This is a genomic window from Natrialba sp. SSL1, assembly GCF_001861355.1.
In the GTDB taxonomy this organism is placed as follows: Archaea; Halobacteriota; Halobacteria; order Halobacteriales; family Natrialbaceae; genus Natrialba.
The window spans coordinates 83,539-107,544 of record NZ_MASN01000018.1; the positions used below are offsets into that span (position 1 = coordinate 83,539).

General features: G+C 64.0%; 27 protein-coding genes. 17 read left to right on the plus strand and 10 right to left on the minus strand.

Annotated elements, in window-relative coordinates; all coding sequences use genetic code 11:
• Nucleotides 1–5: 5 nt before the first annotated feature.
• Together BBD46_RS04570 and BBD46_RS04575 are read right to left on the minus strand one after the other, a co-directional pair.
• On the minus strand, nt 6–1,286 hold the full coding sequence (locus BBD46_RS04570; RefSeq protein WP_071400571.1) for an RNA-guided endonuclease InsQ/TnpB family protein: 1,281 nt from the start codon (nt 1,284–1,286) through the stop codon (nt 6–8).
• A 224-nt stretch (nt 1,287–1,510) separates the two neighbouring features.
• Nucleotides 1,511–1,921, minus strand: coding sequence for a universal stress protein (locus BBD46_RS04575; protein ID WP_071400572.1), 411 nt, complete (start codon nt 1,919–1,921; stop codon nt 1,511–1,513).
• Nucleotides 1,922–2,058: 137 nt separating this feature from the next.
• Here BBD46_RS04575 and nrfD point away from each other — a divergent pair, with 137 nt between their 5' ends.
• Nucleotides 2,059–3,426, plus strand: coding sequence for an NrfD/PsrC family molybdoenzyme membrane anchor subunit (gene nrfD, locus BBD46_RS04580; protein WP_071400573.1), 1,368 nt, complete (start codon nt 2,059–2,061; stop codon nt 3,424–3,426).
• A gap of 50 nt (nt 3,427–3,476) precedes the next feature.
• Here nrfD and BBD46_RS04585 read toward each other — a convergent pair whose 3' ends face one another.
• A complete protein-coding gene (locus BBD46_RS04585; protein ID WP_071400574.1) occupies nt 3,477–4,199 on the minus strand; it encodes a triose-phosphate isomerase in 723 nt (240 codons plus the stop codon).
• Between the two features lie 144 nt (nt 4,200–4,343).
• On the opposite strand from BBD46_RS04585, the gene BBD46_RS04590 reads away from it, so the two are divergent.
• On the plus strand, nt 4,344–5,078 hold the full coding sequence (locus BBD46_RS04590) for a class I SAM-dependent methyltransferase (RefSeq protein ID WP_071400575.1): 735 nt from the start codon (nt 4,344–4,346) through the stop codon (nt 5,076–5,078).
• A 34-nt stretch (nt 5,079–5,112) separates the two neighbouring features.
• Here BBD46_RS04590 and BBD46_RS22110 read toward each other — a convergent pair whose 3' ends face one another.
• The gene (locus BBD46_RS22110) at nt 5,113–5,262 is read right to left on the minus strand and encodes a DUF7557 family protein (RefSeq protein WP_139173499.1); all 150 of its coding nucleotides are present in this window, start codon (nt 5,260–5,262) and stop codon (nt 5,113–5,115) included.
• Between the two features lie 142 nt (nt 5,263–5,404).
• Here BBD46_RS22110 and BBD46_RS04595 point away from each other — a divergent pair, with 142 nt between their 5' ends.
• Nucleotides 5,405–5,644, plus strand: coding sequence for a hypothetical protein (locus BBD46_RS04595; RefSeq protein ID WP_071400576.1), 240 nt, complete (start codon nt 5,405–5,407; stop codon nt 5,642–5,644).
• Nucleotides 5,645–5,646: 2 nt separating this feature from the next.
• Here BBD46_RS04595 and BBD46_RS04600 read toward each other — a convergent pair whose 3' ends face one another.
• The gene (locus BBD46_RS04600; protein WP_071400577.1) at nt 5,647–6,243 is read right to left on the minus strand and encodes a hypothetical protein; all 597 of its coding nucleotides are present in this window, start codon (nt 6,241–6,243) and stop codon (nt 5,647–5,649) included.
• Nucleotides 6,244–6,429: 186 nt separating this feature from the next.
• On the opposite strand from BBD46_RS04600, the gene uvrA reads away from it, so the two are divergent.
• Both uvrA and BBD46_RS04610 read left to right on the plus strand, forming a co-directional pair.
• The gene (gene uvrA / locus BBD46_RS04605) at nt 6,430–9,393 is read left to right on the plus strand and encodes an excinuclease ABC subunit UvrA (protein WP_071400578.1); all 2,964 of its coding nucleotides are present in this window, start codon (nt 6,430–6,432) and stop codon (nt 9,391–9,393) included.
• A gap of 169 nt (nt 9,394–9,562) precedes the next feature.
• Nucleotides 9,563–9,799 carry a hypothetical protein gene (locus tag BBD46_RS04610; RefSeq protein WP_071400579.1) on the plus strand — a complete coding sequence of 79 codons (237 nt, stop codon included), beginning with the start codon at nt 9,563–9,565 and terminating at the stop codon, nt 9,797–9,799.
• Nucleotides 9,800–10,017: 218 nt separating this feature from the next.
• Here BBD46_RS04610 and BBD46_RS04615 read toward each other — a convergent pair whose 3' ends face one another.
• Nucleotides 10,018–10,215, minus strand: coding sequence for a 30S ribosomal protein S14 (locus BBD46_RS04615; protein ID WP_071400580.1), 198 nt, complete (start codon nt 10,213–10,215; stop codon nt 10,018–10,020).
• 165 nt (nt 10,216–10,380) lie between these two features.
• Between BBD46_RS04615 and BBD46_RS04620 the strand changes: the two genes are divergently transcribed.
• Nucleotides 10,381–10,785 carry a hypothetical protein gene (locus BBD46_RS04620; RefSeq protein ID WP_071400581.1) on the plus strand — a complete coding sequence of 135 codons (405 nt, stop codon included), beginning with the start codon at nt 10,381–10,383 and terminating at the stop codon, nt 10,783–10,785.
• Between the two features lie 60 nt (nt 10,786–10,845).
• Entirely contained in the window at nt 10,846–11,910 is a 1,065-nt protein-coding gene (locus BBD46_RS04625) for a VPS10 domain-containing protein (RefSeq protein ID WP_071400582.1), read from the plus strand.
• A gap of 23 nt (nt 11,911–11,933) precedes the next feature.
• On the opposite strand, the gene BBD46_RS04630 is transcribed toward BBD46_RS04625, so the two are convergent.
• The gene (locus BBD46_RS04630) at nt 11,934–12,749 is read right to left on the minus strand and encodes a hypothetical protein (RefSeq protein ID WP_071400583.1); all 816 of its coding nucleotides are present in this window, start codon (nt 12,747–12,749) and stop codon (nt 11,934–11,936) included.
• Nucleotides 12,750–12,925: 176 nt separating this feature from the next.
• Between BBD46_RS04630 and BBD46_RS04635 the strand changes: the two genes are divergently transcribed.
• The 6 genes from BBD46_RS04635 (at nt 12,926) to rdgB (ending at nt 17,075) form a co-directional block, all read left to right on the plus strand.
• Nucleotides 12,926–13,246 carry a 30S ribosomal protein S24e gene (locus BBD46_RS04635; RefSeq protein ID WP_071400584.1) on the plus strand — a complete coding sequence of 107 codons (321 nt, stop codon included), beginning with the start codon at nt 12,926–12,928 and terminating at the stop codon, nt 13,244–13,246.
• Nucleotides 13,247–13,381 carry a 30S ribosomal protein S27ae gene (locus BBD46_RS04640; RefSeq protein ID WP_004217187.1) on the plus strand — a complete coding sequence of 45 codons (135 nt, stop codon included), beginning with the start codon at nt 13,247–13,249 and terminating at the stop codon, nt 13,379–13,381.
• Between the two features lie 19 nt (nt 13,382–13,400).
• Nucleotides 13,401–15,074, plus strand: a complete 1,674-nt coding sequence (locus BBD46_RS04645; RefSeq protein ID WP_071400585.1) for a bifunctional N(6)-L-threonylcarbamoyladenine synthase/serine/threonine protein kinase — start codon at nt 13,401–13,403, stop codon at nt 15,072–15,074.
• Nucleotides 15,075–15,223: 149 nt separating this feature from the next.
• Nucleotides 15,224–15,919, plus strand: coding sequence for a pyroglutamyl-peptidase I (gene pcp, locus BBD46_RS04650; protein WP_071400586.1), 696 nt, complete (start codon nt 15,224–15,226; stop codon nt 15,917–15,919).
• A gap of 142 nt (nt 15,920–16,061) precedes the next feature.
• Entirely contained in the window at nt 16,062–16,346 is a 285-nt protein-coding gene (locus tag BBD46_RS04655) for a DUF5808 domain-containing protein (RefSeq protein WP_004217190.1), read from the plus strand.
• A 183-nt stretch (nt 16,347–16,529) separates the two neighbouring features.
• Nucleotides 16,530–17,075: an RdgB/HAM1 family non-canonical purine NTP pyrophosphatase gene (gene rdgB / locus BBD46_RS04660; protein ID WP_071400587.1), complete on the plus strand. Its 546-nt coding sequence runs from the start codon at nt 16,530–16,532 to the stop codon at nt 17,073–17,075.
• Between the two features lie 32 nt (nt 17,076–17,107).
• Here the strand turns inward: rdgB and BBD46_RS04665 are convergent, their stop codons facing one another.
• The 3 genes from BBD46_RS04665 to BBD46_RS04670 form a co-directional block, all read right to left on the minus strand.
• Nucleotides 17,108–17,602, minus strand: coding sequence for a DUF7384 family protein (locus BBD46_RS04665; protein WP_071400588.1), 495 nt, complete (start codon nt 17,600–17,602; stop codon nt 17,108–17,110).
• Nucleotides 17,595–17,720: a hypothetical protein gene (locus BBD46_RS23335; RefSeq protein ID WP_256374960.1), complete on the minus strand. Its 126-nt coding sequence runs from the start codon at nt 17,718–17,720 to the stop codon at nt 17,595–17,597. Before BBD46_RS23335 ends, BBD46_RS04665 begins: the two co-directional genes overlap by 8 nt.
• Before the next feature lie 89 nt (nt 17,721–17,809).
• Complete coding sequence (locus BBD46_RS04670) at nt 17,810–18,913, minus strand: putative sulfate/molybdate transporter (protein ID WP_071400589.1); 1,104 nt, start codon at nt 18,911–18,913, stop codon at nt 17,810–17,812.
• Between the two features lie 271 nt (nt 18,914–19,184).
• Here BBD46_RS04670 and BBD46_RS04675 point away from each other — a divergent pair, with 271 nt between their 5' ends.
• From BBD46_RS04675 to BBD46_RS04690, 4 genes are all read left to right on the plus strand, one after another.
• Entirely contained in the window at nt 19,185–20,222 is a 1,038-nt protein-coding gene (locus tag BBD46_RS04675; protein ID WP_071400590.1) for an AIR synthase family protein, read from the plus strand.
• 118 nt (nt 20,223–20,340) lie between these two features.
• Nucleotides 20,341–21,726, plus strand: coding sequence for a bifunctional hydroxymethylpyrimidine kinase/phosphomethylpyrimidine kinase (gene thiD / locus BBD46_RS04680; protein ID WP_071400591.1), 1,386 nt, complete (start codon nt 20,341–20,343; stop codon nt 21,724–21,726).
• A gap of 95 nt (nt 21,727–21,821) precedes the next feature.
• Nucleotides 21,822–22,157 carry a tRNA-binding protein gene (locus tag BBD46_RS04685; RefSeq protein WP_071400592.1) on the plus strand — a complete coding sequence of 112 codons (336 nt, stop codon included), beginning with the start codon at nt 21,822–21,824 and terminating at the stop codon, nt 22,155–22,157.
• A gap of 230 nt (nt 22,158–22,387) precedes the next feature.
• Nucleotides 22,388–23,890, plus strand: coding sequence for a globin-coupled sensor protein (locus BBD46_RS04690; RefSeq protein ID WP_071400593.1), 1,503 nt, complete (start codon nt 22,388–22,390; stop codon nt 23,888–23,890).
• The last annotated feature ends 116 nt before the right edge of the window (nt 23,891–24,006 follow it).

Below are 24,006 nucleotides of genomic sequence, written 5' to 3' on the forward strand. Positions count from 1 at the left end.
GTGGTTTATGACGTGACTTGTTCTTGAGGTGCGAATGCACCAGTTTCCTTGTCAAACAGGTACGTCAATGGCTGTGCCAACCAGCCGTTACTCCTATCTCCCCCATCAGAGGCGAGACTCGGAGATACTTTCTGTCGAATGTTCTCAGCACCGTTCACGTCTGCGTTGGCTACCGTATCACACTTATCGCACACGTACAATCCGCGTTCGACACGGTTCGCGTCACGCTTGCGATCACAGCATGAACACGACTTGGACGTATCCTCCTCGGACACCTCTTCAACCTCGATACCTTCCATCTCGGCTTTGTAGATAAGTAGATCTGTGAATCGGTCGAACGCCCACGAGTGCAAGTCGAGGTTGCCGTGTTTGCCCCAGTTCTTCGACTCGTCGTTCTCCTCGTCCTCACGGATACCGGAGAGATCGCCGACCGCGATGGTTCCCACTCCCTCGTCAACACATCGTTCAACAATGTGCTTGGAAAGCGTATGGAAGTAGTGAGTGCGGCGAGCTGACTTCTTCTGGTTCAACCGCGTGGCTTGGTCTGAATCGGAGGCGTCACACCGGGCGATGTGCTTGCTGAAGTAGTAGTCGTCCTGCTTCAAGCAGTTGAGCGGATACAGTTCGCTGTGGCCGTCTTCGTAGGCGAGTGCGGCGAAGTTGTTGATACCGAGGTCAACACCCACAGTCTTCTCGCCGGGTGCTTCAGCGACTTCGATTTCGACCTTGCAGACGAAGTGAAGTTCCCACTCGTTTCCCGTCCAGACGGCCCGTACTTGTTGAACGTTCTCTACGGTCGAGAGATCGACGTCAGGGCGAGTCTGGTACTCACAGAGGATGAAGTCTGACCAGTATTCCTTGAGGTTCGAGCCTTTGGAAAGTCGGACGCGGTTATACTGGGTATCGAGTTTGAAGCCAGCAGCTTTGAACGTGACCGTTGAACGTGGGTGTTCATCGCCATGTTTGCGGTAGCCGGGCGGGTTCGCCTTCGTGTCCCCATTGCGTCGTTTACCGTACCAGCCGTTGAACGCCTCAGCGAGTTCTTGAAGGACTCGCTGACTTGACTGAGAATGTAGGTCATCGTAGCGTTCGTGGCTCTTGAGGTAGGCGGTGAGTTCGTCATGTTCTGGGATGTAGTCGATTTCATCCCAGACGCGACTGCACGTCCACCGTCCGACGTTCCAGAGTTTCGAGGCTGTGAATCCAAGCGAATCAAGGTCGTCCGACACCTGTTGCTGGTTTTTGATAGAAACAGTGTAGGTGCGGGTGACGACCTGTTTCGCCATACGTAACCAATGTTGTTAAACTTACTTAATGGTTCGGAGTATCGTGGAATATCCTGCTGTGCCATCGAGCGGTGGGTTGTGTAGGGTAGTGTCGGATTCATCCCCGCCCTAAAGGGATGAGGCTTTCTCCTTGATTCTCCGTAACCGAAAGAACAGGAGCAGGAACAGCACCGTCCACGTCTGGCCCTGATCGCCAGTTTCCGATCCTGTAACGTATCCCTACACTACCGGACGATCGTCACCGGCACCGGCGCTCGCCGAGCGACCCGTTCTGCAACGCTCCCCAACAACGCCCGTGAGACCCCTGTCCGCCCGTGACTCCCGATGATAATCCGATCGACCGGGTGCTCGCGCGCATAGTTGACGATCGCCCGCGCTGGTCGCCCCTCGATCAATTCCGTCTCGAAGGAGTGATCGCCACTGCGGTCTCGCGCCCGCTCGAACAGCTCCGTCGCCCGCTCGCGTCGCTGCTCGAGCATCGTCCCCGTCCCCAGATGACCGACCTCGCCGTACCCACTCTCCGAGAGGTCCACCACGTGCACCACCGTCAGCTCGTCGTCCGGGTGCTCGGCGAGGGCGTACTCGAGTGCAGCCCACCCAGGCTCTGACTCGTCGAGGGCGACGAGCAAGTGCATACGTTCTCCTACGGGCCCATCACACTTGAGTTTGTGTATCATACGCATGGCAGAGTCGAGTGGCGGGAGCCGACCTTGCAAGACCAACGTTCGAAACGAAAGGGATCGCCGGGGTAGGGCTGTGTGGATCATTCTCAATGAGCACGAAATCCCCGTCGAAGGCCGACCTCCTGCGGCCGATTCGAGAGACGTCGACGGCGTACTACGTTCTGGTTGCCGTTGCAGCGCTCGCACTCGGTCTCTTCTTGCTCGGGTGGGCCTACCAGCTAGCGGAAGGGATGGTCGTCACCGGACTGGGTGACTGGGGAACCGGCGGCGGGGTTACCTGGGGTGTTTACATTGGAGCGTTCATCTGGTGGGTCGGCATCGCTCACGGCGGCATTATTCTCTCGGCTGCGGTGCGACTACTCGGGATGGAACGCTACATGCCAGTCGCGCGGCTGGCCGAGTTGCTCACGATCGGGGCACTCTCTGCGGCCGGATTCTACATCGTCGTCCACCTCGGGCGGCCGGATCGGATGGTGACGAGCGTCATCGGCCACTACCACATCACCGTCCACGCATCGCCGCTCGTGTGGGACGTGACGGTTATCACGGCCTACTTCGTGCTAACGGCGACGTATCTCGGACTGACGCTCCGGTACGATATCAGCCGGCTCAGGGACGACCTTCCGGACCGGTACGGGCCGATTTACTCGCTGCTGACCATCGGCTACTCCGAGCGCGAGGACGCGGTCATCCAGCGGATGGTCTGGTGGATCGCCCTCGCGATCATCATCATGGCACCGCTGTTGCTCCACGGCGGCGTCATTCCGTGGCTGTTCGCCGTGATACCGTCGATGCCGCGCTGGTTCGGTGCCGTTCAGGGCCCGCAGTTCCTCACCATCGCCCTCACCTCGGCGATCAGCGGCGTTATCCTTCTCTCGGCGGCGTTCCGGCGGGCCTACGACTGGGACCACATCATCACCGACGACGTCTTCCGCGGCCTCCTGCTCTGGCTCGGCTTCTTCAGCCTGCTGTTTCTCTGGCTCCAGTTACAGCAGATCACCGCCGGCGGCTTCGCCCCGCCGATCGACCTCAGCGTCGTCTGGTCCGCGACCCTCGCCGACCCCATCTACCTCACCGCCATGTCACTCGTCGGCCTCGTGCTCGCGTACATCTTCGCGCAAACGCTTCGCCCCTCGCTGTTCTCCAGGGGCCGCGCAATCGTCTGCGGTCTTGCCGTCCTCACCGCGACGCTCCTCGAGAAGGTTCTGTTCGTCGTCGAGGGAATGTACCACCCCTCGTTCGAGATTTACGCCGCCACGCCCGGCTTCTACTTCCCGAGCCTGATCGAAATCGCGTCCGTCACCGGCACGATCGGCATGGTCTCGCTGTTCTTCCTGCTCGTCGCGAAAGTCGTCCCGGTACTCGAGTTACACGCAATCGAGCATCTGCAGGTAGATCATCAGGAGGACCGAACGAGTGACCACGCGAGTCGACAGCCGGCGTCGGAAGACGAGTAACGCGGCGCTCGCTGGCTTCCGTCCCCGTCTCCTCCTTCCTCACCACGTCCTCACGGATTCGAGTCGCCGGCTGACGGCATCGCCGCTGCAATCGTTCGAAGCCACGCCTCGAACTCGTCGGGCTCAGCGGAGTCGGCGGCCTCGAGCGCCGCTGAGGCGGCACCCGTCGCGTCGACGCCGCAGTCGAACGCCTGCTCCACGTCCTCGGCGGTTCGAATGCCGCCGCCGACAAAGACTCTGGTTTCCGGACCCGCCGCAGCGACGAACTCGACGAACGACTCGAGTACACCCGGATCCGATCGCACCATACCACCCTCGGAGGCAATGTCTTCGTGCTGTTCGAACAGCAGGCAGTCCGGCGCGGGGTCGAACGCGAGCGCCGCCGCGGCAGTCTGCTGGTCCGGGACGCAGACGATCGATTCCAGTCCGAGCGCGTCGCAGCGCTCGAGGAGTCGGCCGACGGCCGCAAGCGTGTCCTCGTTCTCGGGATGATTGATGAAGACGGCGTCAGCACCGGCGGCGGCGACTGCCTCGCAGGTCGCATCACCGATGCTCGCATCCTCGTGACGAACGGCAGTCTGCGCGACGATCGGAAGCGTGGTCTCCGACGCGACGAGGCGTATATCAGGAACCTGTGGCGCGAGCGCGAACCGACGCTCGGTGTCGGCTGCGACGCGTTCGACCGTCGCTGCGAACTCGCGCAGGTCATCACCCATGACCTCGGGGGTGGTCTTGGTGTTGACCAGAAAGAAAGGGTACTCGAGTTCGGACATATCCGCGCATTCGACGGGCTGGTGTATCGCAGTTGTGGTCTCTGGTGCTGGGTGCTCTGCGATCAAGGCAGGTGGGACAGCTAAGTGTGGGATCCAGAACCACACGCAGGCAAGATTGATCAGCCACTGCCCGGATGGACGACTATGGTCGACAAACACGTCGTTCGCGGGAGCTATGACGACCTCGCGGAGACGTACGCTGCCGAGCGAGCGGCGGGTGAACGCGAGGCCGAACGGGCCGCGCTGGCGACGGTACTCGAGTCCCTCCCGGCTGGTGGTCGAGTGCTCGACGTTGGCTGTGGCCAGGGAACGCCGGTGTTGTCGGCGGTTGTGGACGGAGATTGGGGCGACGGCGGAGATGAAGATGGTGACAGAGACAGGGACGGTGACGGAGACCGGAACGGTGACGAGAACGGGGACAGGAACGCTGCACGCGAGTGCCAGTATGACACCATCGGGGTAGACATCTCACGAACGCAACTCGAGTTCGCGGCGGACACCGTTCCGGCCGCGTCGCTCGCGCAGGGCGACATGACACGGCTGCCGATCAGTGCCGACTGCGTCGATGCCGGTATCGTGCTCCACTCGATCGTACATCTGCCGCTCGCAGAACACCAGACGTGTCTCGATGAACTCGCTCGCGTGCTGCGCCCCGGTGGGCGCGTCCTCGTCTCAGAGGGCATCTCGGAGTGGCAGGGGTCGAACCCGGACTGGCTCGACAGCGGCAGCGAAATGCAGTGGCACATGGCCGGCGCTGACGCGACGCGGGAGCAACTCCGGAACGCCGGCTTCACGATCGTCGACGAGTGGGGAGCGACGGAACGCTTCGCCGATCAGGACGAGCGCTGGCAGTATCTCGTTGCAGAGCTCGACACCTGAACGCGAAGGGTGTGAGAGTGTAAGAGCGGCTCGTTCACTCCGAATACCCTTCCTGCAGGAACGTCCCGCTCGTCTCGTACATCGACACCAGTTCCTCGATGAGTTCCTCCTGTGACTGACCCTCTTCACGGTGTTCGTCGAGGCGGTTCTTGAGCTCGTCACTGATCTCGAGTGTGTGGGTCATGGGAAATCGTGTTACCGAGTCGCACGCCAGTAACATAGACGTACGGCGCGCAACAGACGGCCCTGTCTGTCGGAGCGGGCGACGACCGCGGCCGGCACCAGACGGCCCGACCTTTAGGCGTCGGTTCCGCATATCGGGTAGTATGACAGCCACGCTAACTGACGACGAGGTCGGGAAGACGGTCGTCGACGCAGAGCAGAAGGAACTCGGAATCGTCGCGAAGGTCGACGGCGGCCGCGCTTACGTCGACCCCAACCCGTCCGTCGCCGAACACGTGCTGGCGACGGTCGGCTGGGAAGGCGAGGACGAGGAGGACTACCTCGTCACGGAGGATATGATCGCGTCGGTCGGCGACGAGATCGTGCTGCAGGGCGATCTCTAACGTCAACTGTTCGTCTCGGTGCTGTCTCCGTGCTGACCGCCGCCGTTCTCATCGTTCCCGTCATTCTTCTCCCCTGAGTCATCCGCCGATCCAGCCGCCGCAGCCGCCTCGTACATCGTCTCGCGCTCCTCGAAGTACACCGGCGCATCGGTCTCCGCCTCGAAGCGAATCACCCGCTCGAGTGCAGCCTGTCCGTCGGCCACCTCGGATTGCAACTCCGCAGCCAGGTCAGTGTAGTCCGCCGCGAGCTGCTGAAACGCTTCCATTCGCGTCTGTTTCGCCTCCACGAGGAACTGCTTTTCTTCGACATCGTTCTCGAGTGCCTCGATCTCGTCGAGATCCGCCTCGTCCGTTTCAGAGCCGACGCCGGTTGCGCCCGTCGTTCCCGCCGACGGAGTCGCCGTGCCGTTGACGCCAGATGACTGGGACTCGAGTCGGGACCGAATTTCGGCCATGTCCTCGTCGATGTCGTCGAGCAGGTCGTCAGCCTCCTCGCGCATGGTTTCGACGTGGCCCGTGAGTAGTCCCGCCTGGGTTCGACAGTACTCGACGAAGTCGTCGACCGAGAGCGTGTGCCGACCGTCGCTGTCGTCGCTCATGGGTGGCCATTCGGGGTACCGACCGAAGATACTTTGGTCGCCCCAGTCGGTTGTGTCTGGTGCTAGCAGCTGCCACGTCATTCGGCTTTCAGACTCGTTAAGTTGCTTCGGCCACTGACACAACTACAATGATCGAGCACCGCTTCTGCGACCGCCATTCTCGCACCAGCCGACGAGTTCACACCGATGAGTAAGGATACAATCGAAGTACGCGGTGCGGAAGAGCACAACCTGAAGGATATCGACGTGACGATTCCCCGCGAGGAACTCACCGTGGTCACCGGTCTTTCGGGCTCCGGGAAGTCGTCGCTGGCGTTCGAAACTGTCTACGCCGAGGGCCAGCGCCGGTACATCGAGAGTCTCTCGGCCTACGCACGGAACTTCCTGGGCCAGATGGACAAGCCCCAGGTCGAGACCGTCGAAGGGCTCTCGCCGGCGATTTCGATCGACCAGAAGAACGCAGCGAACAATCCGCGCTCAACGGTGGGGACCGTCACGGAACTGCACGACTACCTCCGCCTGCTGTACGCCCGCGTCGGGACGCCTCACTGTCCCGAGTGTGGCCGTGAAGTCGGCGAGCAGTCGGCCCAGAATATGGTCGAACGGATTCTCGAACTCCCCGAGGGCACGAAGGCCAAACTCGCCGCACCCGTCGTCCGCGACCAGAAGGGTGCGTTCGAGGACCTCTTCGACGAGTTAGTGTCTGAAGGGTACGCTCGCGTCGAGGTCGACGGCGAGGAACACGACCTCACGCTCGACCGGCCCGAACTGGACGAAAACTTCGATCACACGATCGACGTGATCGTCGACCGCGTGAAGGTCTCGACGGAGGCGCGGCCCCGGATCGTCGACAGCGTCGAAACCGCCCTCGACGAGGCCGAGGGCGTCCTGAAGGTCATCCTCCCCGATGCACCCGAGGCGGTCGCAGCCGAACTCGGCGAAGAAGCCCGCCGAACCGGCGCGCTAGGCGACGAAGCCAAGAGCGACGACCGCTCCGTTGTCGAGTTCTCGAAGGATCTCGCCTGCACCCACTGCGGCATCGACGTCCCGGAGATCGAGACCCGCTCGTTCTCCTTCAACTCGCCACACGGAGCCTGTCCGGAGTGTGAGGGGCTCGGCGAGACGAAGGAAGTCGACGAGGACCTCGTCATTCAGGACCCCTCGAAACCCATCAAGCACGTCTTCGAGGCCTGGAGCTACAACCGCTCGTACTACAAGACGCGCCTCGATTCCGTTGCAGAGCACTTCGACGTCTCGCTCTCGACCTCGTTCGAGGACCTGGACGCGGACATCCAACAGCAGTTCCTCTACGGCACCGGCCGCGAGGTCGTCTTCAAGCGCAGCACGAAAAACGGCATCCGGCGCAAGCAAAAGCGCTTCGAGGGCGTCATCCCGAACCTCGAACGGCGCTACCTCGAGACCGACTCCGACTCCACCCGCGAACACATCGAGGACTACATGTCGGTCACCGAGTGCCCGGCCTGTGACGGCACCCGTCTCAAGCCCGCCTCCCGCGCCGTGCTCGTCGACGACACCGCCATCACGGAGATCAACGCGCTGTCCATCGGCGACGCACTCGACCACTTCGAGTCGATGGAAGCCGACCTCACCGAACGCGAGAAGGTCATCGCCGAGGAGATCCTGAAGGAAATCCGCGCCCGTCTCGGCTTCATGGTCGAGGTCGGACTCGAGTACCTCACGCTCGATCGGGAGGCCTCGACGCTCTCCGGTGGGGAGAGCCAGCGCATTCGGCTGGCGACCCAGATCGGGTCCGGACTCGTCGGCGTCCTCTACGTCCTCGACGAGCCCTCGATCGGGCTCCACCAGCGGGACAACGACCGGCTGCTCGACACCCTAGAAGAGCTTCGGGATCTGGGCAACACGCTGCTGATCGTCGAGCACGACGAGGAGACGATGCGCCGTGCGGACACCGTCGTCGACATGGGTCCCGGACCGGGCAAGCGCGGCGGCGAGGTCGTCGTCAACGGCCCCGTCGATGACGTCAAAGACTGCGAGGATTCAGTCACGGGCGACTACCTCTCCGGTCGCCGGCAGATTCCGGTGCCCGAAGAGCGACGCGACCCGGATGGCGCGCTGACGATTCTCGGCGCGCGTCAGCACAACCTGAAGGACCTGGATGTGGACCTCCCGCTCGGTTGCTTTACCGCGATCACGGGCGTCTCGGGCTCCGGCAAATCGACGTTGATGCACGACGTGCTCTACAAGGGAATCGCCCGCCAGATGAACGACAACACGAGCGTCATCCCGGGCGATCACGACAGCCTCGACGGACTCGAGGATGTCGAGACGGTGCGCCTGATCGACCAGTCGCCGATCGGTCGTACGCCGCGGTCCAATCCCGCGACCTACACCGGCGTCTTCGACCACATCCGCGACCTGTTCGCCCAGACCAAGCTGTCGAAACAGCGCGGCTACGAGAAGGGACGCTTCTCGTTCAACGTCAAGGAAGGACGCTGTGAGGAGTGTGGCGGCCAAGGGACGGTGAAGATCGAGATGAACTTCCTCTCGGACGTGTACGTCCCCTGTGAGGAGTGTGACGGCGCGCGGTACAACGACGCCACGCTCGACGTCACCTACAAGGGCAAGACGATTTCCGACGTGCTGGAGATGGAGGTCGACGAGGCCTACGAGTTCTTCGAGTCGAACTCCCAGCTCCGTCGCCGCCTCAAACTGCTGAAGGATGTCGGACTGGACTACATGACCCTCGGCCAGCCCTCGACGACTCTCTCTGGCGGGGAAGCCCAGCGGATCAAGCTGGCCGAGGAACTCGGCAAGAAAGACAGCGGCAACACGCTCTACTTGCTCGACGAACCGACGACAGGCCTGCACAGCGAGGACGAGCGCAAGCTGATCAACGTGCTTCACCGGCTGACGGACAACGACAACACCGTCGTCGTCATCGAGCACGAACTCGACCTGGTGAAGAACGCCGACCACGTCATCGATCTCGGACCCGAAGGTGGCGAGAACGGCGGCGAAATCGTCGCGACGGGAACGCCGGAAGAGGTCGCCCGACTCGACGACTCTCACACCGGCCGCTACCTGCGAGATCTGCTTCCGAAGGTCGACATTGAGGGACCACGCGGCGAGCGCGTCGAGCCGGTCTCCGCGCCGATGGACGACGACTGAGGCAGAAACTCGCGTACTGAGTGAGCGATTTCGGTCTTCTGTTCTCGATTACGAGCCGATTCTTGCACCCACGTCACGTCGAGCGGGTGTACCAGCGATTCGTTCGGAACGGCGCCTTGTTGTTGGGTAACTATTATGTAACCCAAGGTAATAGCCATCAGTGGTGTCAATGAACCGACGAACCATCCTCAAACGAGCCAGCGCAGCAGGGCTGGGAGTCGCAACAATCGGTGCGGGAAGTGCCGCCGCACGAAACGACGACCCGGAGGTCCGCCGGGTCGAAATCGACGGCGAAACGTACCTCGTATTCGGCGACGCGACCGTTGACGACCTGAGCGAGGACGATCTGTGCACCTGCGACAACTGTGACCCCGTCCTCTGTGACTGGTGTGGCCCCTGCCGATAACCACCACCCAAACACGGCCCATTTTTCGTGGCGACGATCCGGAAGCGGGAGTGCGTACTTGATGCTCGAGTACCGCTCTATTCCCTCCCAACCTTCCCAAGCGATGCCCGAGACTCACTGCACGTCGTGACAGTGCTGCCAATCGGGGTGCTGGCAGTCAGTCCCGGTGTAGTCGGAACCGACTCCCAGAGACACTGGAACGCAGTACAAAAGATCGGTCAGTCGTACTTTCGAAAGCCCATATCGCGCGCCATCTCTCTGAAGGATTGGCGGCACAGCCAGATGTCGTATTTGCCGACCAGTCCCTGTTCACGACCGGTTGCACGACAGACGCGGGTAGCACCTGCTCGCTCGTCGTCTGCGTCGGTCGTTGCCGTCCGCTGCTCTTCGTCGGCCGTCTCCGGTTCGCCAGTCATCTTTCAACCCGAGAGATGAGCCGTAGTCACAAATGTTTTGTTAACTCTATAGGCCTGGTTGTTAACTAAGGGGTGCTCACTGGACGCCCTCGACGCCAACGAAAACCCGAACGATTACCGGAGCCGACGCAAAACCCTCCCGTAGATACGAATGCGAGGGATTCGATGACGACGGCAACGCTCCAGCGGCGACTGCTCGGCGGCGGCCTCGTGGCGCTCCTCGTTGCGGCCGGGCTGCTCACTCTGGACGGCGCAGGCGACACACTCACTCAGTTCATCATGGGCTGGCTCGCAGCTGGTGGCGCGCTGCTGGTGATCGCCGGTCTCCAAAGTCGGTTCCCGCTCGGCGTCGCCACCCTCGGCTGGCCGAAACTCGCCGCCGCCGGACTCGCCATTCTCTCGGTCGGCTCGAGTACCGTCGGCTTTCTGCAGCTCATCGTCGCCCCCGTCGGTTGGGGCCTCCTGAACGGCATCCTCGCCGTGCTCGCCGCACTGGTGCTCGCGCTGGGTGCACTCGAGTGCTGGCTGGGCGGCGTCCTGCTCGACGAGGAGTTGTTTGCGGTCGACTGATCGAGTCCCGCGCTACCCATAACCATGACTCGTTTGTGTACTGACCACATAGCGCAGCATATGCGCGTCTACGTTGCATTGCGAGACCGGTTGCTCGACTGTTCGACTGACAGCGGTAGGGAGTGGAAGACAGCGACCCGACTCGAGGGACGGGCACTCGAGTGCGTCGCCACCGCACCTGCCGCTCCCGACCGCGTGTTCGTCGGGACCTTCGAGAGCGGACTGTTCCGGAGCACCGACGGTGGGGAGACGTTCGAGCGACTCGAGACGGACGACGTCTTCGAGAGCGATGCCGTGATGTCGCTCACGATCAGCCCGCACGATCCGGACGTGATCTACGCGGGGACGGAGCCGAGTCGGGTCTACCGCAGCACGGACGGCGGCGAGTCCTGGGCGCACCTCGACGGCCTCACCGACCTTCCCTCGTCGTCGGAGTGGTACTTCCCGCCGCGTCCGGAGACCCACCACGTTCGCTGGCTCGAGGTGGATCCGTTCGACCCGGATCGGCTCTACGTCGGCATCGAGGCCGGCGCGTTCGTCTTGAGCGAGGACGGCGGGGAGACGTGGCGCGAGCGCCCCGAGGGGTCGCGAATCGACAACCACAGTCTGGCGACGCACCCGGATCGCGAGGGACGCGTCTACACCGCGGCCGGCGACGGCTACGCCGAAAGCGACGACGGCGGCGAACACTGGGGCCACCCGCAGGACGGGCTCGAGCACCGCTACTGCTGGAGCGTCGTTCCCGATCCGGCGGACCCCGAGCGCGTGCTCGTCTCGAGTGCGAGCGGTGCGTCGTCGGCTCATACGGCGAGTCGGGCGGAGTCGTACGTGTATCGCAGGTCCAGGTCGGGATCGGAGTCTGAGACAGTGTCGAGAGCAGAGTCAAAATCGACAGCCGAGGGGGAGCCATGGGAGCGCCTCGACGAAGCCGGATTACCAATGGGTGAGGGTGTCGTTCGCGCCGTCTTCGCGGCTGCTGAGGAATCGGGTGACATCTACGCGGTGAACAACCAGGGACTGTTCAGGACCGAAGATTTCGGCGATTCCTGGGACCAAGTCGACATCGAGTGGCCCGAAGGGGCAGAGACGCAAACACCGCGCGGGCTGGCAGTGGTCGAGACGTAGCCGGGGACAAGTGGAAGGTCGGGCTACGGCTCCAAGGGAGCCCAAAACCGCTCACCCGTCCGCCGATACTCGAACAACGAAACGATCATCGCGGCGTGCAGCGGCGCGATGAGCGCGCCGGTCAGAAACGTCCCGGCGAGCGGAATGCTGGAGAGGACCCAGGCACAGATACCGAGGAGCAACACCAGTCCGAGCACCGTCCAGCGCTCGCCGCGGACCACAGCCCCGCTCCGGCGGATCGCAGTCCAGGGCGACGCGCCAGCAGCGACAAGTCCGGGCGCGGGAAAGAGCAGGACCAGTACGAACAGGATGAGCACCAGGGGAACGATTCCCAGCAATCCCATGTTCTGGAGAAATTCGACCGAACTGAGCAGCCGATAGCCCAGGTCAAGCCCAACGACGAGACCGACGTACGACCGAAGCGGCCCGAAGTGTGCCTCGCCGTCCAGAAGCGCAGTGAACGTGAGCACGCTCGCAGCGCTCACCGCGAGCAGCGAGAGGACGTAGAGGCCGCCTCCCCAGACGAGATACGGGAGTTCGAGCCCGACGAGCGCCTCGAGCGGGAGCGTCGTCTGGCCGGCCGCGGTTGGGTAGCCAGCGTACTCGAGATGGATCGTCGCCTGCTCGAGGCCGCCGTACTCGAGTACCGGGATCGGATCGTGGCGTCGCATCGTGTCGATGACTGCGAGGATGAAGCCGGCGAGTGCGAAAGGGATCAAGAGGGCGGGGTTGCTGTGGAGTCGGGAACCGGCGGCCAGGAAGGCGGCTTCGACGGACCAGTTGTGTTGGTCTGTGTCCTTCGAGTCCGGGTTCGTGTCCGAATCCGAGTCCGAGTCCATCTCTGACACGATTAACTCCCCTCCCCGAGTGCCATCAGCCCCTCGTCGCCGAAGACGTACAGCACGCCATCGGCCGCGATCGGCTGTTCGAATCGTGGCGATCCCCCGGCAGTCACTAAGCGCTTCGAAATCCTTTTAGGCGCTACACGGGGATAGTAGGGTAACTGAGTGATATCATGGACGTCGACATCATCTCCGAATCGGAGAACCCCATGTTGCACCGGACGGACGTCACGTTCGAACTGACCCACGAGGACGCCACGCCAGAGCGTCTCCAGGTCCGTGACAGTCTCGCAGCCAAACTGAACAAGGACGCCGACGAGGTCGTCATCCGCAAACTCGAGACGAAGTTCGGGATGCGAAAGACCGTCGGCGAGGCCAAGGTCTACGAGAGCGCAGACCACGCCCGCGATGTCGAGCAGGACCACATGCTCGAGCGAAACAAGATCGGCGTCGAGGAAGAGGCCGAGGCAGAAGCCGACGCGGAGGAAGCATAAATGGCACGCTACGAACTCTACGGCGACGACGGCACCACCGAAGGCGACCAGTGCCCCCGCTGTGGCGATGTCTTCCTCGCCGACCACGGCGACCGCAAGCACTGTGGCAAGTGCGGCTACACCGAGTGGGAGTAACGACGCCCACCGCTGAGTCGTGATCACAAGTTCAGCCACACGAACACGCGTTCTCGGCATCGAAGGCACCGCCTGGGCCGCCAGCGCGGCCGTCTTCGACACCGAGACCGACGACGTTTTTATCGAAACCGACGCTTACGAGCCAGATAGCGGCGGCATTCACCCCCGCGAGGCCGCAGAGCACATGCACGACGCCATCCCGCGCGTCGTCGAGACGGCACTCACACACGCCCGGGAGACGTTCGACGGACCCGACACGGAGCCGCCCGTAGACGCGATCGCCTTCTCGCGCGGGCCCGGTCTCGGTCCGTGCCTGCGCACAGTCGGCACGGCAGCGCGGGCACTCGCCCAGTCGCTCGACGTACCGCTTATCGGCGTGAATCACATGGTAGCCCACCTCGAGATCGGTCGCCACACGGCCGACTTCGACTCGCCGGTCTGTCTGAACGCGAGCGGCGCGAACGCGCACCTGCTCGCGTACCGCAACGGCCGCTATCGCGTGCTCGGGGAGACGATGGACACCGGCGTCGGCAACGCCATCGACAAGTTCACCCGCCACGTCGGCTGGTCCCATCCCGGCGGACCGAAGGTCGAGGCGGCCGCGAAAGACGGCGAACTCATCGACCTCCCCTACGTCGTGAAGGGGATGGACTTCTCCTTCTCGGGGATTATGAGCGCCGCGAAGCAGCGCTACGACGATGGGGTTCCTGTCGAAGACATCTGCTACTCGCTGCAGGAGACAATCTTCGCCATGCTGACGGAAGTCGCCGAGCGTGCACTCTCGCTGACCGGCAGCGACGAACTCGTCCTCGGTGGCGGTGTCGGACAGAACGCCCGCCTTCGCGAGATGCTCGCGGACATGTGCGCCCAGCGCGGGGCGGACTTTCACGCACCCGAGCCGCGATTCCTGCGCGACAACGCGGGCATGATCGCCGTTCTCGGCGCGAAGATGTACGAGGCCGACGAGACGCTCGCGATCGAAGACTCGCGCGTCGATCCGAATTTCCGGCCGGATCAGGTTCCCGTCACCTGGCGCACGGACGAGCCAGAGCTCGCGGTCGGCCGCGGTGGAGACGGCGCAGGCGGGGAAACAGAACAGGTCCAGGGCGCTGAAGCCGTCGTCGACCTCGACCCCACTACCGGCCACGTCACCAAACGCCGACGTCCCAAGGCCTACCGCCACCCCGACCTCGACGAACGTCTCCGTACGGAGCGGACCCGGCTCGAAGCCCGCCTGACGAACCTCGCCCGCCGCGAGGGCGTCCCCACACCCGTGCTCTCGGACATCGATCCGAAAGAGTCGCTACTCGAGTTCGCCTTCGTCGGCGACTGCGATCTGCGCGCGGTTCTCGACGACGAGTCGGGGAAGACACACGTCCGGAACGTGGGTCGCCATCTCGCGCGACTCCACCGGGCCGGTATCGTTCACGGGGATCCGACGACGCGAAACGTGCGGGTCGCTGCGGACCGAACCTACTTCATCGACTTCGGCCTTGGCTACCACACCGACCACGTGGAGGACTACGCGATGGACCTGCACGTCTTCGACCAGAGCCTCGTCGGGACCGCGAACGACCCCGAGCCGCTCCGCGAAGCGGTCCGTGAGGGGTATCGCGAGGTCGGGGAGGAGCGGGTACTCGAGCGGCTGCTCGACGTCGAGGGCCGTGGGCGGTACGTCGGCGGCGAGGGTTGACGGCCGCTCGCGACCTCATCGAGAACTGAGAATTGAGAAGCGAGGACCGAGGGCTGAGGGCCAGTTTGCGGCTTCGTTCGGGAGCGCCAGTCAGCTCACCGAGTGCCGAGACCCGGACACTCTTGTCCCGACGCGAGTAGTCACGACCGATGGAGACGAGTACGACTACGAGTACCGAGACACGCAGCGACACCGACGCGACTGACGACACAGCGCCCACCGTCCTCCTCACCGGCTACGAACCCTTCGGCGATTTCGAAACCAACCCTGCCCGCCAGCTTGCCGCACGCCTCGACGGCACCGACCTCGGCACCCACACCGTCGTCGGCCGCGAACTCCCCGTCGTGTTCGATCAGGCCGCGGACGTACTCGAGTCCGCCATCGACGAGCACAACCCAGACATCGTCTGCGCGCTCGGCCTGGCCGGCGGTCGGAACACGCTCTCGCTCGAGCGCGTGGGGATTAACCTCCGGGATACGAGCGCCTCCGGCATTCCGGACAACGAGGATCGTGAGCCTGTCGACGAGTGCGTCGTCGCGGACGGGCCGGACGCCTACTTCACGACGCTGCCGGTGCGGGAGATGAAGGAGGCGATGCAGGACGCCGGCGTGCCGACGACGCTCTCGACCGACGCCGGAACGCACTGCTGTAACAACCTGCTGTACGCCGCGCGCCACCTCGTGGAGACGGAGACGAGTGCAGTCGACGACTGCGACGTGGGGTTCGTCCACGTTCCGTTCTCGCACGCCCAGGCGGCGGCGCGCGACGAGGGTGAACCGAGCATGGCACTCGAGACGATGCAGGAGGGGCTGTTAGTGGGACTCGAAGCGGCGTGTTCTCGGTGACGGCCTGTGCGTGCTCTCGGTGACAGCCTGTGGGGGGAGGACGTGGCGAATTCGGCGAACGAGTCGAAAACCGAGAGTGACCAATTTCCACAGACGAGACGGGCACACAATACTCTTAATGGGGAAGACCGTACTGTCCCGCATGGCAGATAAACCGACCTCCGGTGAGATTCTTGGCGTCCCGTACAACTTCGAACGACCGAGCTTCGGCCGCATGCTCTCGTCGTACTGGCAGCCTGGCGAAGGGATGCTCGTCGAGAAGCCCTTCGGCGTCGGGTACACGCTTAACCTCGCCAACTGGCGGTCGTGGGTCGTCGTCGCGGTCGCTGGCGCACTCCTCTGGCAGCAAGAGCAGGGTTCCTCGGCGGACACCGAGGAGGCACAGGACGAACCCGTCGAAGTGATCGTCGACGACGACGAGAACTGACGCACGAGACGACCGCTTTCCTGATACCCAGTACCCCGAGCGCATCCGAACGCGTCTGTCCGTTTGGACTGGATTCCTCCCTCTAACAGACGATGGCGGCGCAGCGCGCCACGGATCCGTTCGAAACCGCCCCTGCGGACGGCAACCGACGGCTATATTCCCGCGGCGGCCGCCGCCTCGAACATGGCTATCCGCTTCGTCACCGGTAACGACGGCAAGGCGCGCGAGGCGCGGACCTACCTCGACGGCATCGAAGTCGTCGAGCAGGTCCCCTACGACTACACCGAAATCCAGAGCGACTCGCTCGAGGAAATCGCACTCCGCGGGGCCGAAGAGGCACACGCGGAACTCGAGGGCGGAGACCCGATCCTGGTCGGCGACACGGGCCTGTTCGTCGACGCGCTCGGCGGTTTCCCGGGGCCGTACTCGGCGTACGTCGAGGACACCGTCGGCGTCGAGCGCCTCTGGCGACTCGTCGAACCAGAGGACAGCCACAGAGCCCGATTCAAGACGGTACTCGGCTTCACGGACGGCGAGCAGACGGAGACCTTCGAGGGAACCCTCGCGGGAACCATCGTCTCGCCGCGGGGCGACGACGGCTTCGGCTACGATCCGATCTTCGAATTCAACGGGCAGACGCTGGCCGAGATGGACGTCGAGGAGAAGAATGCGGTTTCCCACCGCGGGCGGGCGCTGGCGACGTTCTCAGACTGGTACGCAGACCAGTAGCGCACTCGGAGACAGGCGCCCGACTTCTTCGACTACTCGCGAGGGTCGCAGTCCGGCCCCGGATACGAGCCGTCTTCGACCGTAGGGTACAGCTTTTCGGGGTCGAACACCGCCGCGAACGCGTCCGGCGTGCGTACACTGATCGAGAGCCGCGGCTGCATCGAGAGCCCCGCCTTCGCGGAGTTCAGCCGCTCGTCGGAGGAGAGCAGATGCGCCGCCTCGCCGCGGTAGGCCGAGGCCAGCGCCGGATGATCGTCGTCGGGGTGGTCGACCGCGACGCGATCGGCCTCGAGACGGTCCCGATGCGCGGCCGCCAGATCGGGGTCGGCGAGGGCGGCGACGAGTTCTTCAGTCGCCGCGAGGAGGTGGTCGCTGGCGACGAGGTCGATCCAGGAGTGACTGCGGACCAGATCCAGCGCCCGGCGAGCGTCGCCATCGACGAACAGGTCGGCCGCGAGGACGGACGAATCCGCGACGACGCGGGTCGGATCGGGGTGGTCTGCGTTCCCGGTGGATCGGTCAGCCATCGGTCTCACCCGACGCCGACTCGCCGTCGGTCAGTTCCGCAGCAGTCGAACGGATTTGGTCGAGTGTGACGTCGGCGGACTCCGCGCGGTCGAAGAGCTCACCCCAAGTGGTTGGCATTGGTGGCCGTTCGGAGTACGGAAAGAAAAGCCACGCGGAGATTGGAGCCCGGGACCGCGAAAGTTGGCGGCGAGGCTGCCACTCAGCGGTCACTCGGAGAGCAGCCAGAACACGACCGCACCGAGGACGAATGCGACACCGACGTTGACGACGAGTCCCACGACACCGACGCCGACGACGAGTGCGAGCGCGCGGCGATCCGTGAACGGAATCGGATCGAACGCCGCCCGGCCGAGTTCGACGCCGACGACGACGAGCAAGACACCCAGCAGCGCCACCGGAAACGCGGCCAGCAGCGCGCCGGTCGCGACGAGCGCGAGGGCGATGTAGCCCACACCGAGCAGCACGTTCGCACCCGCAGTCCGCGCACCGAAGGCGTACTTGCCCGCGAGGCCGCCGCTGCCGTGGCACATCGGCACCCCACCGGCGGGGATCGCCGCGAGACAGGTGACGCCCATGCTCTGGGAGAGCCTGTCGGCCGACACGTCGCGGTCGTAGAGATCACCACAGAGCAGCGCGGTCGCGATGGCCGCGTTGCCGATCGTCATTCCAAGTTGTGCGACGGTGCCCTCGAGTGCCGCGCCGGAAATCGTCGGCGAGCCTGCAGGGAAGAGTGCGAGTTCAGGGAGCCGCGGAGCGGGAACGCCGGCTGCGAGCACTGCAGCGACGCCACCGAGTGCGAGCACGACGAGCACGCTCGACTGGCGATAGCCCAGAAGCGCGAGCAGGCAGACGAGTGCAAGACCGGCGACGGCGACGCCGGGCGCGCCGAGCGAGAGGTCGACCGCAGCCTCGAGTAGCAGGAGTGCAACCGCGAACTGCACGCCGCGGATAACGGGTTCGCCGACGACGCGCTGGAGGTACCCGACGAGGCCGAACGAGCCCACGACCAGCAGGACGCCGCCGGCGAGCAGTCCGGCCGCCGCGAGCTCGGGATAGGAAAGCGAGCCGACGATCGCCAGGCCGACGAGCGCTTTCATCGGCTCGACGGACAGCGGCATCCCGTAGTACAGCCCCCAGACGATCTGAAAGACGCCGAAGCCGACGAGCACGTGTGCGAGCGAGACGCTCGTCGTCGCAGCGAGCGCGACGAGCAGCGGCAGCACAGTAACCGAATCTCCTAGCGCACCCGTGAGTTCGCTGGCCGAGAACTCGAGTTCGGTCTGTTCGTCTTCCCTGAACGAGTACGCCATTCGGTGGTGCTTTGCCGGGCAGCGGTTTCACTGTTTTCAGAAATCAGACGAGGTTACGTCATCGACTTTTAGAAACTGAAATCGGTTACGATGGTTCGGCATACGTACTGAGGACTGGTGGTCCCGATCAGCGCTGCCCGCGAGCGGGACTCGAGTACCACCGGATCATCACTCAGCACTACCGACTCCCAGTCCCTCAGGCAAACGAGTCAGCGGCCGTTGCCGACGGCGGATCAGCAGCCTGAAGAGCGGCCGCTGGGTGCGTGTTCGTATGGCTGACCTCGGCAAGATAGATCGCGAGTTCTTCGAGCGACGGATCGCGCCGAATCTCGGTGCCGACCGCGACGACGTAGCGCTCGGGCCGACCCACGGCGTCGACTTCGGCGTGCTCGACATCGGCGGGCAGGCGCTCGTCACCGCGACCGATCCGCTCTCGATCCCGCCCGCGCTCGGGTTCGAACGCGCGGCGCGGTTCGCGCTCAACCTCGTGCTCGCGGACGTGGCCGTCAGCGGCGTCGCGCCGTCACACCTCTCGGTCTGTTTCACGCTTCCCGAGACGATGTCCGACGAGGAGTTCGCGACCGTCTGGGAGACGATCCACGAGGAGTGCGTCGACCTCGGCGTGTCCGTCGTGACGGGGCACACGGCCCGATACTCGGACCCGTCTCATCCGTGGGTCGGCGCGGCGACCGCGATGGGTGTCGGCGAGCACGACGAAGTGGTCCGCCCAGACGGGGCGCGTGTCGGCGACCGGCTCCTGCTGACGACCGGTCCCGCCGTCGAGTCTGTGGGGCTCCTGAGTACGATTTTCGCCGACGAGATCGACCTTGCGGCGGGCGTGCTCGCCGACGCACAGGAGCGCCTCGACGAGGTGTACGCCGTTCGGGACGCGCTTACGGCAGCCGCGGCAGGCTCCGGAGCAGTCACCGCGATGCACGACGTGACCGAAGGCGGACTCGCCGGCGCGCTGAACGAGATGGCCGCCGGTGCGGGTGCTCGGTTCGCAATCGACTGCGAGGCTGTACCGATGCGCCCAGGCGTCGCCGAACTCTGTGAGTATCTCGAAATCGACCCCTGGGCGATGACCAGCAGCGGCTCGCTTCTCATCGCGGTCGACCCCGACGGCGCTGGTGCGGTCACGGCTGCACTCGAGGACCGAGGCACTGTCGTCGCGGACATCGGTCGGGTGGAGCGCGCTGACTCCGAGGACGACGCCGCGGTAGGGGAGGTCGTCGCCGATGGAGAGCGACTCGACCACCCGAACGAGGATCCGTCGTGGGCGGCGTACGCGGAGCTTGCAACTGAGTAGCATAGCCTGACGTGGCTGCGGGATGTCGCGCCGAGTGACCCGAACCAGTCCGAATTACCCAATCCGCAGCGAACAGTGCACCATCATCGATTTGTATAACCAGCGAATACCAACAGCTATGAGAACACCAGCACCCGACAGCCGCCCCGTCGCGCTCACGATCGCGGGCAGTGACTCCGGCGGCGGGGCCGGCATCCAGGCCGACCTCGCGACGATGACCGCCCACGGCGTCTTCGGCACGTCGGCGATCACCGCCGTCACCGCCCAGCACACCCGCGGCGTCGAGCGTTCGTTCGCCCTCCCCGTCGAGGAGGTCACAGCGCAGATCGACGCCGTCACCGGGGACTTCGCGGTCGGCGCGGCGAAAACGGGAATGCTCGCGACAACCGAACTCGTCGAACTCGTCGCCGAGAAGGCAGCCACGTTCGAGTTCCCACTCGTCGTCGACCCCGTGATGGTCGCGACGACCGGCGATCGATTGCTGGAATCCGATGCCGAGCGCGCCTACGAGGACCTCCTGTCGGAAGCGACTCTCGCGACGCCGAACGCGGACGAAGCCGAGGTGCTGACGGATATCGAAGTCACGGACGAGGAAAGCGCTCGCGAGGCCGGTGAGGCGATCCGTGACCTCGGCGTTGACGCAGTACTGGTGAAGGGCGGCCACATTCCCGGTGAGACAGTCACCGACCTGCTCGTCACGGAGACGGGGACGACGACGTTCGAACACCCGCGCGTCGACACGGCTGCGACCCACGGCTCGGGCTGTACGCTGGCGGCGGCCATCGCAGCACGGCTGGCAACTGCCGACGACCTCGAGACTGCGGTCGGCGGCGCGACTGACTTCCTCGCTCGCGCGGTGCGCTACGCCTACGATGTCGGGGAGGGTGACGGCGCAGTGAATCACGCCGTCGATCTGCGAAATCAGGCTGCACGAGAGCCGACGGCCGAGGAGGTTCAGGCGGTCGTCGACCGACTCGTCGATGCCGATGTCGCTGCACTCGTCCCCGAGGTTGGGATGAACGTCGTCGGCGCGACACCGTACGCCGAATCCGTCGACGAAACGGCCGCCGTCGAGGGCCGCATCACACGAACGCTGTCGGGCATCCAGCCGAACCGCGGCGTCCGCTTCGGTGCCTCGAGCCACGTCGCCCGCTTCCTCCTCTCGGCGCGCGAATTCAGCCCCGACCTTCGGTTCGCCGTCAACTGCCGGTTCGGACCGGCTGTGGAGGCGGCACTCGAGGCACTCGAGTGGCCCATTGCCGAGTATGACCGCAGGGACGAGCCGGCGGACGTGGCTGCACGAGAGGGCGAGACGATGGGGTGGGGCGCGCAGCAGGCGTTCGGAGGCCGTGACGGCGAGAAGTCGCAGGAGTCGCAGGAGCCGCCCGCAGCCGTGATCGATCGCGGTGCAGTCGGCAAGGAGGCGATGACGAAACTCGTCGCAGCCGATCCGGCAACGCTCGCGGAGCGCGTCGTGTCGCTCGACGCAGCACTCGAGCGCTGAAGTTGTAACGATCCCGAGGCCGCGTCAGTGGCTTCCCACGGGAACAGTCGCCGCAAACCGAACGCTCATTCCCCAGCACACCGACAGCACGCCACATGGTCGAGAACCCATTCGATGTCGAAATTCGCGTCGGCGAAGTACTCGAGGCCGAGTCGTTTCCGGAAGCGAACAAGCCCAAGATGACCAAACTCTGGATCGATCTGGGTGATGAGTATGGGGAGATTCAGTCTGCGGCGCAGTACGACCACCACTACGAGCCCGAGGAACTCGAGGGACGGCGAGTGCTGTGCGCGACGAACCTGGGTACCGTCCGCATCGCGGGGTTCAAATCCGAGGCGCTGACGGTCGGCGTCCCCGACGAGGAGGAGTATCCGGTGCTGGTCGAACCGGACCGAGACGTGGACGTACCGCTCGGCGGACTGTTGTTCTGACGCGTCTCACCGTTGTAGATCCACCAGAGCCTCGATTATCAGATGTCTGTCCATAAGACAGCGTAGCAGTAAAATTATACTCTGTCCGATATTTTGGCTGCTGTGTTGTGTCCGGTGGTATAATGGTACATAGCCACGAGAATCTGTGTCTCTTGGTGTCACGCAGTATGGTGAAAATGGACTACCTCTCGGCAATAATACTTATCTCATAGACGACTAGTTCTGTGGCTATGTCATTGAACAGCGACACAGCGGTATCTCGATCGGCCGGCGCCGAGACACGCCAGGACGTAACCGTCGATCGCACGGAGGTCGACCACCTAAAGCAGTTCGTCGGGTTCGACCGCGAAGACGAACGGGTACTCGAGTCGATGGACGACCTCTTCGAGGATGTCAGTGACGACCTCGCCGTGGCCTACCACGACGCGATATCGGGGCAGCAAGCTGTCGCCGACGCGATCGATGAGCAGCCGATCAGTGACGACCAGTTTGTCCGAGAGCAGCAGACGTATCTTCGGGAATTCGGGTGTGGCGAGTACGATCACAACTTCTTCGAACGCCGCGTTGAGTCGGCCAGCATCGATCCGTTCCTCGAGGCTGGACTCGGGACCTACGTCAGTTCGTTCGGGCTGTACTACGAGCGCATTCTGTCCGAAATCGCAGACGATGTCGCAGCGACGTACACAGCGGGTGATGCCGAGGACGAGAGTGACGTTACAACCGACACTGTCGAGGAAGCCGTCCAGGAAACCGCATCACGGTCGCTTTCGTTCCTCCGGCTGGCCGCGATGGACCAGCACCTCGCGGTCGAGACGCGAACTGCGGCGCGGGCGACCCAACTCGAGGAGCACGCCGAGCGACGGGAGACGATTCGGACGGATCTCGAGGACAGTCTCGACGAACTCGCGACGGTTGCGAACCGGATCAACGACGGGACGGCGGAGATCAGCGATGTTACGGACGAACAGTCGGCCTCGATAGCCGAGATCGCGGGCGAACTCTCCGATCTCAGCGCGACCGTCGAGGAGATCGCGTCGAACACGGAGGAGGTGAGCGCGACCACCGAACGCGCGGCGGAGGTCACGACCGAGACGACGGAGACGGCCAACGAGGCGATTTCGAAGATGCAGCGGGTCAACGACGCGGCCGGAGAGGTCACGTCGGACGTCGAGGAGCTCCGAGAGGGTGTCCAGCGGATCGACGAAATCGTGGACGTGATCAACGACATCGCTGACCAGACGAACCTGCTCGCGCTGAACGCCTCGATTGAGGCGGCGACGGCCGGTGAGGCCGGCGACGGCTTCGCGGTCGTCGCGAACGAGGTCAAATCCTTGGCCGAGGAGTCTCAGGAAGAGGCAGCCACAATCGAACGGATGGTCGATCAAATTCAGGCGGATACCGAGGAGACGGTCGACAGCCTCGAAGAAGCGAACGAGGAGATCGAAGACGGGGTCGAACTCGTCGAGGAAACCGTCGATAACCTCGACGAGATCGAGTCAGCGATCGAGGAGTCGGCGTCCGGCATCGACGAGGTTGCGGCCGCGACCGACGATCAGGCTGCGAGTACCGAGGAGGTCGCCAGTATGGCTGATGAAGTGATGCAGAACGCAGACGAGATCGCAGCAGAAACGGAGACGCTGGCCGAGGCGAACGAGGACGCAAACGGACAGGTGATGGACATAATCGATGCGCTCGAACGACTTGCAGAAGTCGAAGAAGCTGCGGATATCTGACTACGACTACCACTTTCTCGAGGACCGAGACGCTCTCCCCGTCGGATACTGCGTGGACCGGTAGCTGACCGGGTCGATAATGTGGCGGCCGACACCAACGTGTGCAGCCCGCATCA

What these genes read in the sequence shown, in the direction of transcription:
- BBD46_RS04570 (WP_071400571.1), bottom strand. Translation starts at nt 1,286, where the DNA reads ATGGCGAAACAGGTCGTCACCCGCACCTACACTGTTTCTATCAAAAAC.
- BBD46_RS04575 (WP_071400572.1), bottom strand. Translation starts at nt 1,921, where the DNA reads ATGCACTTGCTCGTCGCCCTCGACGAGTCAGAGCCTGGGTGGGCTGCA.
- nrfD (WP_071400573.1), top strand. Translation starts at nt 2,059, where the DNA reads ATGAGCACGAAATCCCCGTCGAAGGCCGACCTCCTGCGGCCGATTCGA.
- BBD46_RS04585 (WP_071400574.1), bottom strand. Translation starts at nt 4,199, where the DNA reads ATGTCCGAACTCGAGTACCCTTTCTTTCTGGTCAACACCAAGACCACC.
- BBD46_RS04590 (WP_071400575.1), top strand. Translation starts at nt 4,344, where the DNA reads ATGGTCGACAAACACGTCGTTCGCGGGAGCTATGACGACCTCGCGGAG.
- BBD46_RS22110 (WP_139173499.1), bottom strand. Translation starts at nt 5,262, where the DNA reads ATGACCCACACACTCGAGATCAGTGACGAGCTCAAGAACCGCCTCGAC.
- BBD46_RS04595 (WP_071400576.1), top strand. Translation starts at nt 5,405, where the DNA reads ATGACAGCCACGCTAACTGACGACGAGGTCGGGAAGACGGTCGTCGAC.
- BBD46_RS04600 (WP_071400577.1), bottom strand. Translation starts at nt 6,243, where the DNA reads ATGAGCGACGACAGCGACGGTCGGCACACGCTCTCGGTCGACGACTTC.
- uvrA (WP_071400578.1), top strand. Translation starts at nt 6,430, where the DNA reads ATGAGTAAGGATACAATCGAAGTACGCGGTGCGGAAGAGCACAACCTG.
- BBD46_RS04610 (WP_071400579.1), top strand. Translation starts at nt 9,563, where the DNA reads ATGAACCGACGAACCATCCTCAAACGAGCCAGCGCAGCAGGGCTGGGA.
- BBD46_RS04615 (WP_071400580.1), bottom strand. Translation starts at nt 10,215, where the DNA reads ATGACTGGCGAACCGGAGACGGCCGACGAAGAGCAGCGGACGGCAACG.
- BBD46_RS04620 (WP_071400581.1), top strand. Translation starts at nt 10,381, where the DNA reads ATGACGACGGCAACGCTCCAGCGGCGACTGCTCGGCGGCGGCCTCGTG.
- BBD46_RS04625 (WP_071400582.1), top strand. Translation starts at nt 10,846, where the DNA reads ATGCGCGTCTACGTTGCATTGCGAGACCGGTTGCTCGACTGTTCGACT.
- BBD46_RS04630 (WP_071400583.1), bottom strand. Translation starts at nt 12,749, where the DNA reads ATGGACTCGGACTCGGATTCGGACACGAACCCGGACTCGAAGGACACA.
- BBD46_RS04635 (WP_071400584.1), top strand. Translation starts at nt 12,926, where the DNA reads ATGGACGTCGACATCATCTCCGAATCGGAGAACCCCATGTTGCACCGG.
- BBD46_RS04640 (WP_004217187.1), top strand. Translation starts at nt 13,247, where the DNA reads ATGGCACGCTACGAACTCTACGGCGACGACGGCACCACCGAAGGCGAC.
- pcp (WP_071400586.1), top strand. Translation starts at nt 15,224, where the DNA reads ATGGAGACGAGTACGACTACGAGTACCGAGACACGCAGCGACACCGAC.
- BBD46_RS04655 (WP_004217190.1), top strand. Translation starts at nt 16,062, where the DNA reads ATGGCAGATAAACCGACCTCCGGTGAGATTCTTGGCGTCCCGTACAAC.
- rdgB (WP_071400587.1), top strand. Translation starts at nt 16,530, where the DNA reads ATGGCTATCCGCTTCGTCACCGGTAACGACGGCAAGGCGCGCGAGGCG.
- BBD46_RS04665 (WP_071400588.1), bottom strand. Translation starts at nt 17,602, where the DNA reads ATGGCTGACCGATCCACCGGGAACGCAGACCACCCCGATCCGACCCGC.
- BBD46_RS23335 (WP_256374960.1), bottom strand. Translation starts at nt 17,720, where the DNA reads ATGCCAACCACTTGGGGTGAGCTCTTCGACCGCGCGGAGTCCGCCGAC.
- BBD46_RS04670 (WP_071400589.1), bottom strand. Translation starts at nt 18,913, where the DNA reads ATGGCGTACTCGTTCAGGGAAGACGAACAGACCGAACTCGAGTTCTCG.
- BBD46_RS04675 (WP_071400590.1), top strand. Translation starts at nt 19,185, where the DNA reads ATGGCTGACCTCGGCAAGATAGATCGCGAGTTCTTCGAGCGACGGATC.
- thiD (WP_071400591.1), top strand. Translation starts at nt 20,341, where the DNA reads ATGAGAACACCAGCACCCGACAGCCGCCCCGTCGCGCTCACGATCGCG.
- BBD46_RS04685 (WP_071400592.1), top strand. Translation starts at nt 21,822, where the DNA reads ATGGTCGAGAACCCATTCGATGTCGAAATTCGCGTCGGCGAAGTACTC.
- BBD46_RS04690 (WP_071400593.1), top strand. Translation starts at nt 22,388, where the DNA reads ATGTCATTGAACAGCGACACAGCGGTATCTCGATCGGCCGGCGCCGAG.